Annotated in this window: 12 protein-coding genes; 11 read left to right on the top strand and 1 reads right to left on the bottom strand. The window is 44.5% G+C overall.

Annotated elements, in window-relative coordinates:
* Nucleotides 1–657: 657 nt before the first annotated feature.
* The 9 genes from KHZ77_RS02745 to KHZ77_RS02705 all read left to right on the top strand — a co-directional run bounded on the left by KHZ77_RS02745 (nucleotide 658) and on the right by KHZ77_RS02705 (nucleotide 11,047).
* Nucleotides 658–2,253 carry a chorismate-binding protein gene (locus tag KHZ77_RS02745; protein ID WP_295195491.1) on the top strand — a complete coding sequence of 532 codons (1,596 nt, stop codon included), beginning with the start codon at nucleotides 658–660 and terminating at the stop codon, nucleotides 2,251–2,253.
* A complete protein-coding gene (locus KHZ77_RS02740) occupies nucleotides 2,237–2,812 on the top strand; it encodes an aminodeoxychorismate/anthranilate synthase component II (protein WP_295195490.1) in 576 nt (191 codons plus the stop codon). Before KHZ77_RS02745 ends, KHZ77_RS02740 begins: the two co-directional genes overlap by 17 nt.
* Nucleotides 2,813–3,019: 207 nt before the next feature.
* A complete protein-coding gene (trpD, locus tag KHZ77_RS02735; RefSeq protein WP_295195488.1) occupies nucleotides 3,020–4,027 on the top strand; it encodes an anthranilate phosphoribosyltransferase in 1,008 nt (335 codons plus the stop codon).
* A gap of 159 nt (nucleotides 4,028–4,186) precedes the next feature.
* Nucleotides 4,187–5,611 (top strand): bifunctional indole-3-glycerol-phosphate synthase TrpC/phosphoribosylanthranilate isomerase TrpF, encoded by a 1,425-nt coding sequence (trpCF, locus tag KHZ77_RS02730; RefSeq protein ID WP_295195487.1) that lies wholly within the window; start codon nucleotides 4,187–4,189, stop codon nucleotides 5,609–5,611.
* Nucleotides 5,612–5,663: 52 nt separating this feature from the next.
* Nucleotides 5,664–6,860 (top strand): tryptophan synthase subunit beta, encoded by a 1,197-nt coding sequence (gene trpB / locus KHZ77_RS02725; protein ID WP_295195485.1) that lies wholly within the window; start codon nucleotides 5,664–5,666, stop codon nucleotides 6,858–6,860.
* The gene (gene trpA / locus KHZ77_RS02720; RefSeq protein WP_295195483.1) at nucleotides 6,853–7,677 is read left to right on the top strand and encodes a tryptophan synthase subunit alpha; all 825 of its coding nucleotides are present in this window, start codon (nucleotides 6,853–6,855) and stop codon (nucleotides 7,675–7,677) included. The genes trpB and trpA overlap by 8 nt, the downstream gene beginning before the upstream one ends.
* A 306-nt stretch (nucleotides 7,678–7,983) precedes the next feature.
* Nucleotides 7,984–8,877 carry a hypothetical protein gene (locus tag KHZ77_RS02715; protein ID WP_295195481.1) on the top strand — a complete coding sequence of 298 codons (894 nt, stop codon included), beginning with the start codon at nucleotides 7,984–7,986 and terminating at the stop codon, nucleotides 8,875–8,877.
* 141 nt (nucleotides 8,878–9,018) lie between these two features.
* Nucleotides 9,019–10,278 (top strand): Nramp family divalent metal transporter, encoded by a 1,260-nt coding sequence (locus tag KHZ77_RS02710; RefSeq protein ID WP_295195480.1) that lies wholly within the window; start codon nucleotides 9,019–9,021, stop codon nucleotides 10,276–10,278.
* Nucleotides 10,279–10,321: 43 nt separating this feature from the next.
* Nucleotides 10,322–11,047: a YaaA family protein gene (locus KHZ77_RS02705; RefSeq protein ID WP_295195479.1), complete on the top strand. Its 726-nt coding sequence runs from the start codon at nucleotides 10,322–10,324 to the stop codon at nucleotides 11,045–11,047.
* A 146-nt stretch (nucleotides 11,048–11,193) separates the two neighbouring features.
* Here the strand turns inward: KHZ77_RS02705 and KHZ77_RS02700 are convergent, their stop codons facing one another.
* Nucleotides 11,194–11,775 (bottom strand): nitroreductase family protein, encoded by a 582-nt coding sequence (locus KHZ77_RS02700; protein WP_295195477.1) that lies wholly within the window; start codon nucleotides 11,773–11,775, stop codon nucleotides 11,194–11,196.
* A gap of 395 nt (nucleotides 11,776–12,170) precedes the next feature.
* On the opposite strand from KHZ77_RS02700, the gene KHZ77_RS02695 reads away from it, so the two are divergent.
* Nucleotides 12,171–13,385 carry a hypothetical protein gene (locus KHZ77_RS02695; RefSeq protein ID WP_295195475.1) on the top strand — a complete coding sequence of 405 codons (1,215 nt, stop codon included), beginning with the start codon at nucleotides 12,171–12,173 and terminating at the stop codon, nucleotides 13,383–13,385.
* A 166-nt stretch (nucleotides 13,386–13,551) separates the two neighbouring features.
* Nucleotides 13,552–14,736: an amidohydrolase gene (locus KHZ77_RS02690; RefSeq protein ID WP_295195473.1), complete on the top strand. Its 1,185-nt coding sequence runs from the start codon at nucleotides 13,552–13,554 to the stop codon at nucleotides 14,734–14,736.
* Nucleotides 14,737–14,767: the final 31 nt, after the last annotated feature.

The following is a 14,767-nucleotide window of genomic DNA, read 5'->3' as shown; positions in this document are numbered from 1 at the left end:
AAGCGAAAAACGTATTGACAATTTATTGATTTCCGTTTATAGTTAATACAACCTTAATGTACAAAGCTACATAGAGGGCGCACAGAGAGAGCGCTTAAAATGTACGTGGGGAATTGACAAAAAAGAGAGACCTGTTTGATAAAGAAGAGAGATTTTTGACAAAGAAGAGAGTCTTAGAGAGACAATTTTGACAAAGAAGAGAATCTGCTTGATTAAAAAGAGACGGGATGAACAATTTTATATATGACCTTTAAACCGTTGAGACGGAGATAAAAATAGGACGTGCACTTACAGAGAGCGAAGAAGGCTGAGATTTCGCAGAACGCAGCTTATTAAATGGACCGTTGAGGGCGCTGTGAAAGGCATAGATATTTCTATGCTTAGTATTCGGCGACGCGACATTGGCGTTAACAGTGAGGGGTATGTTAGTACCCTGCGAAGTGGGATGAAAATCCAATCAAGGTGGTACCGCGAGTACAGACAGCACGTTTTGTTTTCAATCGCCGGTAACGATGTATGGGGAATACATAAAGAATCGATGTGATCCACAGAGGTTCAGCGTTACAGGTAGTAAAGACAGGCGTTAATAAAGTCTAACCCGCCCTTGGCAACAGTTTGTTGCTGAGGGCGTTTTTTTATACCTATGAGGAGGCTATGATGGCACAGTTGAAGTTAGAAGACCTACAGGCATATGTGGGGGCATATCCGAAAGTTCCGGTGTACAAGGAAATCTTTTCCGACATTCGGACGACAATCAGTATTTTAAAAGTGCTAAAGCGTGTCAGTAAGACAGCGTTTCTGTTAGAAAGTGCAGACAATAAAGAACAATGGGGACGCTACTCCTTCTTAGGGTTTGATCCGGTGCTGGAGGTGGCTTGTAAAGATGGACGAGTTACTGTAAAAGGGGCCATAACTCAAGTGTACGAGCAGGCGGATCCGAACGAAGTGATTCGCCGCATTATGAGCGAATATAAAAGCCCGATTATCCCGGGGCTGCCACCATTTACAGGCGGCCTTGTAGGATACTTCGGATACGAATACATCAAGTACAGCGAACCGAGCTTGCGAGCCGGCTTTGAGGCACAACAAAAACGAATTGAGTCGGAACAAAACGGCATTCAATCAGAGGGGACGCAAGACAACCTTCAATCAGAAGAAAATCATGATGCACAAGTAAATGGCAACAATCCGTCATTAATACCTCAACTCAACGACGTAGACATGTTGTTGTTCGATAAAGTGGTTGCCATCGATCACTATAAAAAGAAAATTATCCTCATCGCCAATATTGGTACGGATGAGTTGGAAACGAATTACTATAAGGCGCAGACAGAGCTGGACAGTTTAGCACGCTTGCTGGCTACCGGTGAAGAAGCTGACGTGCCAGGTGGCGAATTGCTCGGTGACTTTGAAGACGAATATAACGAAGATCAGTTTATAAAAGCCGTAGGCACGGTGAAACAGCATATTCAGGAAGGGGATATCTTCCAAGGCGTCTTATCCAATGCACGACGTGCTCCGTTTAAGGGCAGCCTCTTAAATGCCTATCGCGTGTTGCGCACCATGAATCCTTCGCCGTACATGTTCTACCTAAGCAGTCCATCGTTGGAGTTGACCGGCGCATCTCCGGAAACACTTGTAAAAGTAACCGGTCGCCGCATCGATACATTCCCGATAGCAGGAACTATGCCGCGTGGTGCCACTCCGGAAGAAGATGAACGCTACGAAGAGATTTTAAAGAATGACGAAAAAGAATTGGCGGAACATAACATGTTGGTTGACCTGGGACGCAACGATTTGGGCCGTGTCAGTGAGTTTGGCTCAGTAAAGGTAACGACCTTGCGTGAAGTGCAGCGATTCTCTCATGTAATGCATATTTGCTCCGCTGTAACAGGTACGTTGCAAGCACAATATGATGCATTGGATGCGCTAAAAGCGACGTTGCCGGCCGGTACTTTATCGGGGGCACCTAAAATTAGAGCGGTGCAAATTTTACAGGAATTAGAACCATCGAAGCGCGGTGTTTATGCAGGTGCTATCGGATACCTGAGTATGACCGGTAATATGGACACTTGCATCGGCATCCGCATGGCGGTGGCCAAAGATGGCGTGGTGGAAGTGAGAGACGGCGCAGGCATTGTACGAGACAGCGTGCCACGGAAAGAATATGAAGAAACGCGCAATAAGGCGCGATCCATGATTGAGGCCATTCGACGGGGCCGGGAGGTGACAACCTATGATATTGTTGATTGATAATTATGACAGCTTTTCTTTTAATCTGTTCCAACTAATGGGAACGATTAACAGTGATATAAAAGTAATTCGCAGTGATGAACTTACGGTAGATGAAATCATGGAACTGGAGCCTGACCATATCGTGTTGTCGCCGGGACCGGGACGGCCGGATAAAGCGGGGGTGTATGAAGACTTGCTCCAATATATGGTGAAAGAGAAAGTAACCACACCGCTCTTAGGCGTTTGTCTGGGGCATCAGGCACTGGGTGAAGCGCTGGGTGCAACAGTAAGTTATGCGAAAACAGTCATGCATGGTAAATCCAGTATGATACGGCAAGTTGAAGAATCGCCGTTATTTACAAACATAGCCCCAATTTTCCAGGGGGCCCGTTATCACTCCTTGGCAATCGATCCTGACACCGTTCCGGATGACTTGGTGGTAACGGCGCAAACCGACGATGGCGAAATTATGGCCATGGAACATAAAGAACTTCCTATATATGGCCTTCAATTCCATCCGGAATCCATTTTGACACCGGAAGGGGAGCAGATGATGCGAAACTTCCTCGCACTGTAGTAGAGCGTTCCATATAGGTTGAACATAAATCAAACATATAGAGCGTTAATACCAAGCTCCACATAGACTGAATACATAGAACGTTAAAAGCAAAAAAGGAAATAAAGCTAAGAGTAATTTGAGAAAATACAAAAACTAGAGAAATAAGAGAAGCAAGAAAAATAATTTCTACTTGAGACGATAAAAAGAAAGAGAGTGTGGGTCCCCATGATAAAGCAAGCCATTGAAACGATTGTAGATAAACAGGATTTAAGTAAGGCAGTGGCCTTTGATGTAATGAGCTCCATAATGAGCGGCGAAGTAAATGATGTACAGTTAGGCGGATTTTTAACGGCCCTGCGCGTGAAGGGGGAAACGGTGGAAGAAATCACCGGATTTGCGGAAGCAATGCGCGCGAAGGCCTTACGCCTCACTCATGATGATGAAGTATTTGAAATTGTAGGCACCGGTGGCGATAAGGCAAATACGTTCAATATTTCCACTACGGCAGGCTTGGTTATCGCCGCCGGCGGTGTGAAGGTGGCAAAGCATGGCAATCGCAGCGTATCGAGCAAATGCGGCGCCGCTGACTGCCTGGAAGCACTGGGTGTTAAGCTGGAAGTGCAGCCTGATGCTAATGAAGATGTGCTCAATCAAGTGGGCATGTGCTTTATGTTTGCCCCTGTATACCATCGGTCTATGAAATATGCAGGCCCGGTTCGTAAAGCCTTGGGCATCCGCACAGTGTTTAATGTGTTAGGGCCTTTAACCAATCCGGCCGGTGCGACCAAGCAGCTTATGGGCGTGTATGACGAAGCTTTGGTAGAGCCGTTGGCAAAGGTACTGGTGAACTTGGGGGTTGAACGCGGTGCCGTTGTATACGGTATGGACGGCCTTGATGAAATTACGGCCTGTGCACCGACGAAGGTTTGCGAAATCGACCATGGCACGTTGAAAACGTATTTGTTGGATCCGAAAGATTATAACTTTGACTATGCACAGCGCGCCGAATTAGTAGGTGGCGATGCAGCGGTAAATGCGGACATTACCCGCTCCGTGCTAAGTGGTGAGAAAGGGCCGCGCCGTCAGGCCGTAGTGCTGAATGCCGGTATGGGCTTCCATTTAACCTTGCCGAATGTATCCATTGAGGATGGCATCCGCATGGCGGAACGTTTAATCGATGACGGTTCGGCCATGAATGTGTTGAACCGCTTTATTGCAGCGACGAATCAATAAAATTTTGAGGTTATACGGATTAGACAATTAATTCATACTGACCCGATTTCTAACACATATAGAGTAGAGTTTGATTCACATAGATTAGTTATTTATTCAAGTGACTGTTAATTTCAATTCCTAAAGAATAGATTTTTAGTGTTAATAATGAGGTGTTCCATGATTTTAGATGATATAGTTTCCCGCACGCGCGTTCGTGTGGCCGCCTTAAAAGCAGAATCATTCGAATCCGATAAACGCGCGGCGGAAGAGTTGGTGAAACAAGAACTGAGCGCAGGTCCGTTCACCTTTCCTTTTGAAAGAGCCTTGGGCGCAGCTCAAATGAATTTTATTTGCGAAGTGAAAAAAGCATCTCCATCAAAGGGCGTTATTGCTGAAGATTTCCCGTATTTGGAGATTGGGCAGACTTATGAAAAAGCAGGCGCCGCCGCGATTTCCGTGTTGACGGAGCCGGAGTTCTTCCAAGGGGATGAAGTATATTTGCAGCAGATAGCGGAAGCCGTAGATATTCCGGTTCTTCAAAAAGACTTTATCGTTGATGAATGCCAGATTTATCGAAGCAAACTGCTCGGTGCATCGGCTATTTTATTACTCTGCAATGTACTGACTGATGAAGAACTGAAACATTTCTATGATTTGGCTCGCAGTTTGGGATTGTCTTGTTTGGTGGAAACGCACAATGAAGAGGAAATTGAACGGGCACTCAAGTTAAACCCGGCAATTATCGGCATTAATAATCGGGACTTGCGAGATTTTACCGTTGATATTAATAACAGTATCCGCCTCCGTCAATTGATTCCGGGACATATTATTTGCGTATCCGAAAGTGGCATTAATACACGAGACGATGTGAAGGCCTTGGAAGAAAACGGAATACATGCCGCACTGATCGGTGAACGATTCATGCGAGCAGATGACAAAATTGCGGCCTTGGCAGAACTATATGGGCCAATGCGAGGGGTACAGGCGAAGATTTGCGGACTGTTCCGAAATGAAGATATCGCCACGGTAAACAATCCAACCGCACGGCCCGCTTACGCAGGCTTTGTGTTTGCCGAAAGTCCTCGGCAGGTAACGCCGCAGGATGCACGAAACTTGGTATCCCGATTGGCACCACAGATTCAGTCGGTGGGGGTATTCGTGAACGAGTCTATTGAACGAATGGCTCACTTGGCGGAAACGATTCCACTCAAGATTATTCAGCTCAGCGGTGATGAGACGGAAGAAGATATTAAGGCCCTTCGTAAACTGACGACGGCCCGCATTTGGAAAGCTGTGCGGGTCCGCGATGTAAACGATGTGGTGGCATGGAATCATTCCGTAGCGGATTTAATCCTGTTTGACTCCTATGTGGCAGGTCAGCATGGCGGCACGGGGCAGCATTTTGACTGGTCCCTTTTACAGGAATGTACGAAACCGTTTATTCTGGCCGGCGGATTGACCGTAAAAAATGTGGCGCGAGCTATACGCACGGTTCGGCCATACGCGGTGGACGTGAGCAGCGGTGTGGAAACGGACGGCAAGAAAGACCGTCATAAAATTAACGAATATTTGCGCGTGCTTCGAAAAGTTCGCGGCGCATAAGATAGAGGAGCGCATGTGAATTGCGTGCTAGATAAAGAGAGAGGCGATTATTGTGGCAGATGTTAAACATAAAGGGCGCTATGGGAATCATGGCGGCCAATTTATACCGGAAACCCTAATCAATGCAGTGCTTGAAGTTGAAGAGGGGTATAAAAAGTATCGTAATGATCCGGACTTTGTAAAAGAGCTGGAAACATTACAGGTTCAATATACAGGCCGTCCGTCATTGCTATATTTTGCAAAGAAAATGACGGAACAGCTTGGGGGCGCCAAGGTGTATTTAAAACGAGAAGATTTAAACCACACCGGTTCTCATAAAATCAATAATGTGTTGGGCCAGGTTTTGTTGGCGAAACGGATGGGGAAAAAGCGAATCATCGCTGAAACCGGTGCAGGCCAACATGGTGTGGCGGCAGCGACAGCGGCAGCTTTGCTTGATATGGAATGCGAAGTGTTCATGGGCAAGGAAGATACGGAGCGCCAAGCGCTTAATGTGTATCGCATGGAGCTTTTGGGCGCGAAGGTGCATCCGGTAACGACGGGAACTATGACATTGAAAGATGCAGTTAATGAGGCGCTTCGTGAATGGACGCGCCGCGTTGATGATACGTATTATGCTATGGGCTCTGCTGTGGGTCCTCATCCATTCCCGCTAATCGTACGCGATTTTCAAAGCATTATTAGCCGCGAAGCGCGTGCTCAGATTTTAGAAGCGGAAGGCAAGTTGCCGAAGATGGTAATTGCCTGTGTAGGCGGCGGCAGTAATGCGATCGGTATGTTTCATCATTTTATTGACGATAAAGATGTGGCGCTCGTAGGTTGTGAAGCGGCGGGCCGAGGCATTGAAAGCGGCGAACATGCGGCGACGATTGCGAAAGGGACTCCGGGCATTTTTCACGGCATGCGTTCTTATTTCGTACAGGACGAATACGGTCAAATCGCACCGGTATACTCCATTTCCGCCGGTCTCGACTATCCCGGTGTAGGGCCTGAACATGCGTACCTGCATGACATTCATCGTGCATCCTATGTACCGGTTACTGATGATGAGGCGGTAGACGCTTTCGAATATTTATCTCGCACAGAAGGTATTATTCCGGCCATCGAAAGTGCTCACGCCGTGGCATATGCTATGAAGGTGGCACCTGCCATGAGCAAAGACGATTCCATCATTATTTGCCTGTCCGGTCGCGGTGATAAAGACGTGGCGGCTATGGCTCGTTACAGGGGGATGAACATGTATGAATAAGATCGAGGAAATAAAAGTACAACAGGGCGGCGACTCGTATGATATTGCCTGTGCCTTTGAAAATAAAAAGAGCTTCATTGCGTTCTTGACTGCAGGCGATCCGAACCTGGATGCAACGGCACGCTACATTGAAGTGATGGCTGATGCGGGTGCTGACTTAATTGAAGTGGGCATTCCATTCTCTGATCCTGCAGCAGAAGGCCCGGTAATTCAGGCCGCGTCGGAGCGGGCTCTCAAAGCGGGTACGACTATGGATAAAATCTTTGATATGGTGGAAAAAGTACGACGTACCGTGACGATTCCATTAGTATTTATGACTTACTTAAATCCTGTGTTCGTTTATGGAGCGGAGCGTTTCTTCAAACGCTGTAAAGAGCTGAATGTGCGCGGATTAATCGTGCCGGATATGCCATTTGAAGAAAAAGATACCTTATCTGCTCAAGCCGATGAATTCGGTGTGGCACTCATCTCTCTGATTGCACCAACATCGGCGCAGCGCATTGAAATGATCGCCAAAGAGGCGCAGGGCTTTATCTACTGCGTATCGTCCTTGGGGGTTACAGGGATGCGCAAAGAAATAACGACGGATATACACGAGTTGGTGGGGCAAATAAAACGCTACACCGATGTGCCGGTAGCTATCGGTTTCGGTATTGCGGAGCCCGCTCAGGCGGAAACGATGGCGCGACTCAGCGATGGGGTTATCGTAGGCTCGGCAATCGTAAATATCATTGCGCAACATGGGGACAATGCAGACGAAGCTTTGCATGAGTACGTGGGCGCCATGAAAGCGGCCGCTATGAAGGGCATGGAGTAGTATTCATGAGTGCCAATCTTATAAAGTAAGAAATATTTATATAAGTCTTATAATGTAAGGGTATTTATATAAAAGGTAAGGGTATTTATATAAAAGAAAACTATGGTTCTTAATTTGGTTTTTATACTTTTGTGGTTTAATAAAGTATATATGCCTAAAAGAACCATAGTTTTTTTATTTGGAGGTATGTTAAATACGTCATTGTCGGTTGATAATCAATTTCAATTAATTATAGAAAAATGCAAATATACATGTTATAATGTTGTTGTTAAAATACATATGAATGTATTTTAGAGGAGGATTACTATGAAATTATCACGCCTATTAATTGCTGCTGCGTTTTGTGCCGGTTCTTTTATGAATGTGAGTGCATCCGCTGATATTTGGGCTGATGTAACGCCTGAAGATTGGTCGTATCAGGCCATTCAAACTCTAATTCGTCATGGCGCTATTACGGATACGAAAGGTCTCTCTTTGGAAGGCCAAACATATACACGTTATGAGTTGACTCCGTTAGTGGCGGAAGTAGTAGAAAAACGTGAACAAATGAATGAATCAGATAAAAATATTGCGATTCGTCTGTATAGTGAATTTAGAGATGAATTGATGGCTTACAACCGTGAGCAGGAAATTCGTGCTAAAGGCCATCAGGATGACGTTGATGTAGAGCATAAGGCTTTGACAAAAGAAGATTTAGATAAAAAAGTAGACGATCTTGAGGTAGAAAATCGCCATGTAGCTGTAGGTGGCGACGTGCGTTTCCGCACATCCAACCGAGACAAGTCTGACTATCGTGCCCGCGTGGGATTTGTTATTTCCACAAACGGCGTAGCGGCGCCTGATATGTTATATGACAAAGTAGGTAAGATGGAGATTGCCAAAGCTGATAAAGAAGCAAAAGAATCTCGTAAACGCCTGGAAAAAATGGTAGCAGAACAGCAGAAGAAAGAAGCTGAGGAAAAGGCAAAAGCTGACAAGAAAGCCGCCAAAGAACAGGCTAAAGCTGACAAGCAGGCTGCTAAAGAGCAGACTAAAGCCGATAAGGGCAGCGATGCTCAAGCCGGTGCAGCCCCAAATGGTAGCGATGCTCAAGCCGGTGCAGCACCAAATAGTAGCGAAGCTCAAGCCGGTACAGCAACAAATGGTAGTGAAGTGCAGGCTAATGTAGCTCCAACCGGTGGCGAAACTCAATCGAATTAAAACAGTTAAAAGAACTTAAAAGAAGTTAAGAAACGATGACGCATATTAAGTTATGTGCAGTAAGGTTTATATGCAAAGGCATATAGTGTGTTAGTTAATTGTGAAGGAGCGTGGCTCCTTTGGGATGGAATGGAGAAGGGAATGTGGCTTTCACGTATAAAAGATAAGTTGAATACAGTGCATCAGAGCGGTCGGCATGTATCCGAGGTGTTCCGTTATATCGGACCGGGGATTATCGTAACCGTGGGATTTATTGATCCGGGCAACTGGGCTGCCAATTTAGCGGCCGGTGCCATGTTCGGTTATGATTTGCTTTGGGTTGTAACATTGTCGACGATTATGCTCATTTTATTGCAACACAATGTGGCCCACTTGGGAATTGTAACCGGACGATGCTTGTCGGAATGCGCCTATGATGCATTACCGCGCTGGTTGTCCAGAACACTGCTCAGCACCGCCGGATTGGCGGCTGCGGCTACGGCCTTAGCTGAATTTATAGGGGCCGCCATCGCCTTAAAAATGCTCTTCGGCATACCGTTATTTATCGGCTCCGTATTGACGGCCATCGTATGTACGGTCATGCTGTTAACTAACTCCTACAGCAAATTGGAGAAGGTAATTGCCGGTTTCGTTTCCTTGATTGCTTTGGCCTATTTGGCGGAGCTTTCAATGGTTGATATTAACTGGGCGGAAGCGGGGCTCGGCTGGGTGAATCCTGTATTGCCGAACGAATCCATGTTGGTAGTGCTCAGTATTTTGGGTGCCGTTATTATGCCGCACAATTTATTCCTTCACTCTGAAATTATTCAGAGCCGGGAATTTAATAAAAAAGATCCGGAAGTTATGAAAAAACGCCTTCGTTACGAATTCTTGGACACTATTTTTTCCATGGGGATTGGTTGGGCTATTAACTCCGCTATGATCATTTTAGCGGCGGCCACCTTCTTCCAGGAAGGCATCATGGTTGAAGAGCTGGAACAGGCAAAAGAATTGCTCGTACCGCTTATCGGACCATCGGCAGGGACTATTTTTGCGTTGGCATTATTATTTGCAGGCTTGGCATCGTCTGCTACGGCAGGCATGGCGGGAGCCAGCATATTTGCAGGTATGTTCGGTGAATCCTATGACATGAAAGATATGCACAGCCGCATCGGCTTGGCATTGACGTACGTACCGGCTCTCGGTCTGATTCTGTTTATTGAAGACTCCTTTAAAGCATTGCTCATCTCGCAAATGTTCTTAAGTCTTCAGTTGCCACTTACGATTTTCTTGCAGCTCTACTTAACCGGCTCGGAACGAATCATGGGCGAATATAAAAACAGACCGTCTACGGCCATAATGCTTTGGATTATCGGCATCATTGTAACAGGGATGAACTTCTATCTGTTGGCTGTGGCATAATGGAATTTGCTAAAAGACAGGCTGTTAGGAAAGAGAGTTGTGTATGAAAATATTATTGTCTCCCAGCAAAACGAAGACTTTGACGGGTACACCGAAGCAAGGTGTCTTCAATGAGGCGTTGACCAAGGAAATTGTAACGCATATACAACAAATGGACAGCGCCGCCTTCGCGAAGGCCTTGAAGTTAAAAGGCGATAAAGGGGCCGATTGGTTTGCGTTTTACCAACAGTTTGCGGACGCACCGGTAGGAACGGCGGCGGAGTCGTACTCGGGATTGGCCTTTAAAAACTTTGACTGGAAAGGGCTCAGCGACGAAGGTAAAGCGTTCGGAGCTGACCATGTGTATATTCTATCCGCCTTGTACGGTTTGGTGGCACCGTTGAGTGCCATCACGGATTATCGTCTCGACTTTATAGATAACATTTACAAAGGGATGGGGACGAATCTGGCTGCGAAATGGTCGGAATTGGTCAACACGGAATTGGCAAAGGAAGATTGGTTGCTTAATGTGGCATCTAAGGAATACAGTTCTATTGTGGATCATCCGCATATGGTAACGGTAGAATTTCTGGAAGAAAAAGATGGTACTTGGCGTCAGTTGAGTACATCGTCCAAGCAGATGCGAGGCCGAATTGCGCACTACATGGTGGAAAATCGGTGCACTTCCTGGCTTGACTTGCCGGATGAAATCTCCGATTTCGTGCGAGAGGGCGACTTGCCAAACGAACTGACAGAACCGTTGACTGTAACCTATAAACGTCATAAATGAGTTATATAAGAGAAAAATCCGGGCTAAAATAGCCCGGATTTCTTTATGTATATGGTGAGAATTTTAAAGTTTTATACCATCATTTTATACGAAACTTATAGCTTCATTGATTATTGTATTTTTGATGATCATTGCATTGAAACGACTTATAAGATCTCTTTTACAAGTTCATCAACGCTCAATTTTGGCACATAGTAGTCGCGATTGTCGTCAATGTAGTATTTGAATTCGCCGTTTTTCATTGGCACAACGGTAGATTTGTGTGTTGGATAGCCGAAGCCGATCATGCTGTGCAATTCTACATCTTCGCCTAAACCGAGTACTTCTTTAATTTCGTTGTAGTTCAAATTTTTAAGGATACAGCTGCCAACGCCATGATTCCAGGCAGCCATCGTGCTGTTTGCCATGGCAATACCTGCGTCAATGTCCGTGTTGGCGGATTTTAATGCTTTAGGCAGGGTAATGAAAACCAGTAATGTCGGTTTTTCGCCTTCTTTTGGTTGGCCTAATTCAGGAGGTAATGCACCGGCCCAATGAGTGTAGTCGAAAAGCTGACTGATAACGTCTTGAGAGCGAACGAAAATGTAGCGCAATGCTTGACGATTGACAGCGCAGGAAGAGAGGCGCAAGGCATTTTTGATATCATCGATAACCGCTTGAGGAATTAATTTTGTCTGATCGAAACGACGGTAAGTACGGCGTGTTTCAAATAATTCTTGTAAGTTCATAAGTACCCTCTTTTCTATATCCCTAACAGAAACTCGGCACGGTCTGTGCCATCTAATCATAACTCTATCATCCATAGGAAAGAATGGCAAATATTTTATAGTCATGGATTTATCAAATTCATGATGATTGTTGACCTAGTAGACTCACTGTGCTATCATTATTAGATATAAACAGATGTTTTTATACGATGTACACTTTTGCAATTCATGTTCGATAAAGTGGGGTTATCGAAATTTGTAGTCATTTAATTAAGTTGATTATGGGGAAGCAATTGTAAAGATGTCATGAGATGAAAGCCGGTACTTATTGAGAGCCCGGGAATACATGTTAATTGTATTTACACTGTTTATATTTTGAGAAAGATGGGTAGAGTAGAGAGAAAAGGGGTAACGCTATGGAGTTATTTATTTCATCGCAAATGGGATTATTGTCAATCCTCATACTAATGTTATTTATAGGCGAAGTTATTTCAATTAAAACGAAGGCCTGGATTCCGTCTGTATTCATTACAGCAGTATTGTTTTTGCTGGCATATTGGACGTTTTTGCCTAAAGATGCTGTTGCAAAGGCAGGGGTTCCTGCAGTAACAGCTACAATGATGATGGCGTTGTTGATTACTAATATGGGAACGTTATTATCTATAAAAGAATTAATGAAACAGTGGAAGATTATAGTAATTGCCTTGGCAGGGATTGCTGGTATCTCAGTATTTTTGCTTTTTATTGCTGTTCATTTCTTAGATTGGAATACGGTCGTTGTTGCGACTCCACCACTAGTAGGCGGCATCGTATCGTCATTGATTATGAGTAACGGAGCTAAGGAATTAGGATTGACCAGCTTGGCAGTATTGGCTGTATTAATTTATGTAATTCAAGGTTTTGCGGGCTATCCGCTTACATCAATCATGTTAAAAAAAGAGGGCCTTCGACTAATTAAACAATATCGTAATGGCGAGCTTACAAATGAGTCTGATACAGATGATCCTACTAAATCATCAGATGATAAGCCTGCTAAACTATTCAGACGTGCACCGCATATTTGTAATACTGCCTATTTTAAATTTTTCCGTTTGGCTTTCTGTGCAGCTTTAGCCTTTTTAGCATCTGCAGGTTTTGCCGCATTAGGATTGAAGGTAAATGCGTTTGTATTGTGTTTGCTCTTTGGGATTATTGGCAAGTCAATTGGCTTTTTGGAAACAAATTGTCTGCAGTCTGCCGGGGGATTCGGTTTCTGTTTGTTAAGCTTAATGCTGTTCATTTTTGATACTTTAAAACAGGCTACACCTAGTATGATTTTAGAACTCATGTACCCATTACTTGTTATTATAGTCATTGGTGTCGTTGGTATGTACGTATTCTCGATTATTGTTGGTCGTCTGGTCGGTGTATCAAAAGAACTTGCTTTTGCTACATCGTTAACTGCATTGTATGGATTCCCCGCCGATTACGTAATTACAATGGAAGTTATTACATCATTAACAGATGATCCTAAGGAACGCGCCATTTTAACGCATCACATGCTGCCACCTATGCTGGTAGCCGGTTTTATTACCGTAACTATCGTGTCTGTTGTATTGGCCGGGTTGATGGTAAATTGGTTGCACGGGTAAGTCGAGAGTGTTGTAGTGTTGACTATATCAGATTAAAAAAGTATGAATTAAGCAATTTACAATTCTCCGTCAAGTGATACAATAAAGAACATAAAGAGAATTTAAGAGAGTTTTATATGTCCTGCGGAGCTAACTAAGGCATCGTGTGGACAAAAGGAGTAGTACTATGAAACACAGCGAAGTAAAAGATTTGATTTTAGCTAAGGAAGAAGAATTAATAAATCACCGTCGTCATTTCCACGAGCATCCAGAATTATCTTTGGAAGAGTTTGAAACGACGAAAACATTAGCGGCTGAGTTAGATACATTGGGTATACCATATCGCTTGACTAAACCGACAGGTCTCATTGCGGATATTGTTGGTAAAGGTCCGGGAAAAACTGTGGCTCTTCGAGCTGATATCGATGCACTTCCTGTAGAAGAAATTAATAAAGATTTGCCTTATAAATCTAAGGCGGATGGCAAGATGCACGCATGTGGCCACGATAGCCATATGGCTATGTTGTTAACTGCTGTTAAAGTGCTTCATGCAGTACGTGATCGTTTTAATGGTACAGTACGTATTATTTTCCAACCAGCTGAAGAAGCTGCGGCCGGTGCAAAACTTATGATTGAACAAGGCGCTTTGGAAGGTGTAGATGGAATTTTCGGTGAACATATTTGGTCCCCATTAAAAGCCGGCCTGGTATCTTGCATTGACGGTCCATGTATGGCTGCTTGCGATGTGTTCCGTGTTACTTTTACAGGTAAGGGCGGTCATGGTGCTGTCCCTGAAACAGCTATAGATGCAACCGTTATGGCAGCGGCCTTCGTATCTAATGTACAGACTATTGTGTCCCGTAATATTAATCCACTTGACACTGCTGTTGTTACCGTAGGTAAACTTGTATCAGGTACGCGCTTTAACGTTATTTCCGGAGAAGCTTATTTAGAAGGTACTGTACGTACATTCTCCGAACATGATCGCACGTTAGTAGAAGAAAGATTGCGTACTTTTGCTAATGATACAGCTCACATGTATGGCGGTACAGCTGCGTTCTCATATGAATATGGCACAGATGTAGTAGATAATAATCCTACAGAGGCAAGCCGTGTTCGTAAATTGGCAGCTAAAGCATTTGGGGACGATCAAGTATTCAATGAGCCAAAACGTTGTATTGGTGAAGATTTTGCGGCATATATGAAGGTAGTACCAGGAGCATTTGCCTATGTAGGGGCCGAAAATGAAGCAAAAGGTGCTTGTTGGCCACATCATAATGGTCACTTCAATATCGATGAAGATGCATTAAAAGTAGGGGCTGAATTATACGCTCTGTATGCATTAGATTTCCTCGGTGCATTGGAAGACTAATTGTACAAAATAATTAATAGTTATTATGCGT

Origin of the sequence: Veillonella sp. (genome assembly GCF_018364065.1) — a bacterium.
Lineage (GTDB): Bacteria > Bacillota > Negativicutes > Veillonellales > Veillonellaceae > Veillonella_A.
This window is presented reverse-complemented; position numbering and strand designations above follow the sequence as displayed.

Coding starts and splice junctions, on each gene's coding strand:
- KHZ77_RS02740 (WP_295195490.1), top strand. CDS start 2,237: ATGATATTGTTGATTGATAATTATGACAGCTTTTCTTTTAATCTGTTC.
- KHZ77_RS02745 (WP_295195491.1), top strand. CDS start 658: ATGGCACAGTTGAAGTTAGAAGACCTACAGGCATATGTGGGGGCATAT.
- KHZ77_RS02690 (WP_295195473.1), top strand. CDS start 13,552: ATGAAACACAGCGAAGTAAAAGATTTGATTTTAGCTAAGGAAGAAGAA.
- trpA (WP_295195483.1), top strand. CDS start 6,853: ATGAATAAGATCGAGGAAATAAAAGTACAACAGGGCGGCGACTCGTAT.
- trpCF (WP_295195487.1), top strand. CDS start 4,187: ATGATTTTAGATGATATAGTTTCCCGCACGCGCGTTCGTGTGGCCGCC.
- trpD (WP_295195488.1), top strand. CDS start 3,020: ATGATAAAGCAAGCCATTGAAACGATTGTAGATAAACAGGATTTAAGT.
- KHZ77_RS02705 (WP_295195479.1), top strand. CDS start 10,322: ATGAAAATATTATTGTCTCCCAGCAAAACGAAGACTTTGACGGGTACA.
- KHZ77_RS02710 (WP_295195480.1), top strand. CDS start 9,019: ATGTGGCTTTCACGTATAAAAGATAAGTTGAATACAGTGCATCAGAGC.
- KHZ77_RS02700 (WP_295195477.1), bottom strand. CDS start 11,775: ATGAACTTACAAGAATTATTTGAAACACGCCGTACTTACCGTCGTTTC.
- KHZ77_RS02695 (WP_295195475.1), top strand. CDS start 12,171: ATGGAGTTATTTATTTCATCGCAAATGGGATTATTGTCAATCCTCATA.
- KHZ77_RS02715 (WP_295195481.1), top strand. CDS start 7,984: ATGAAATTATCACGCCTATTAATTGCTGCTGCGTTTTGTGCCGGTTCT.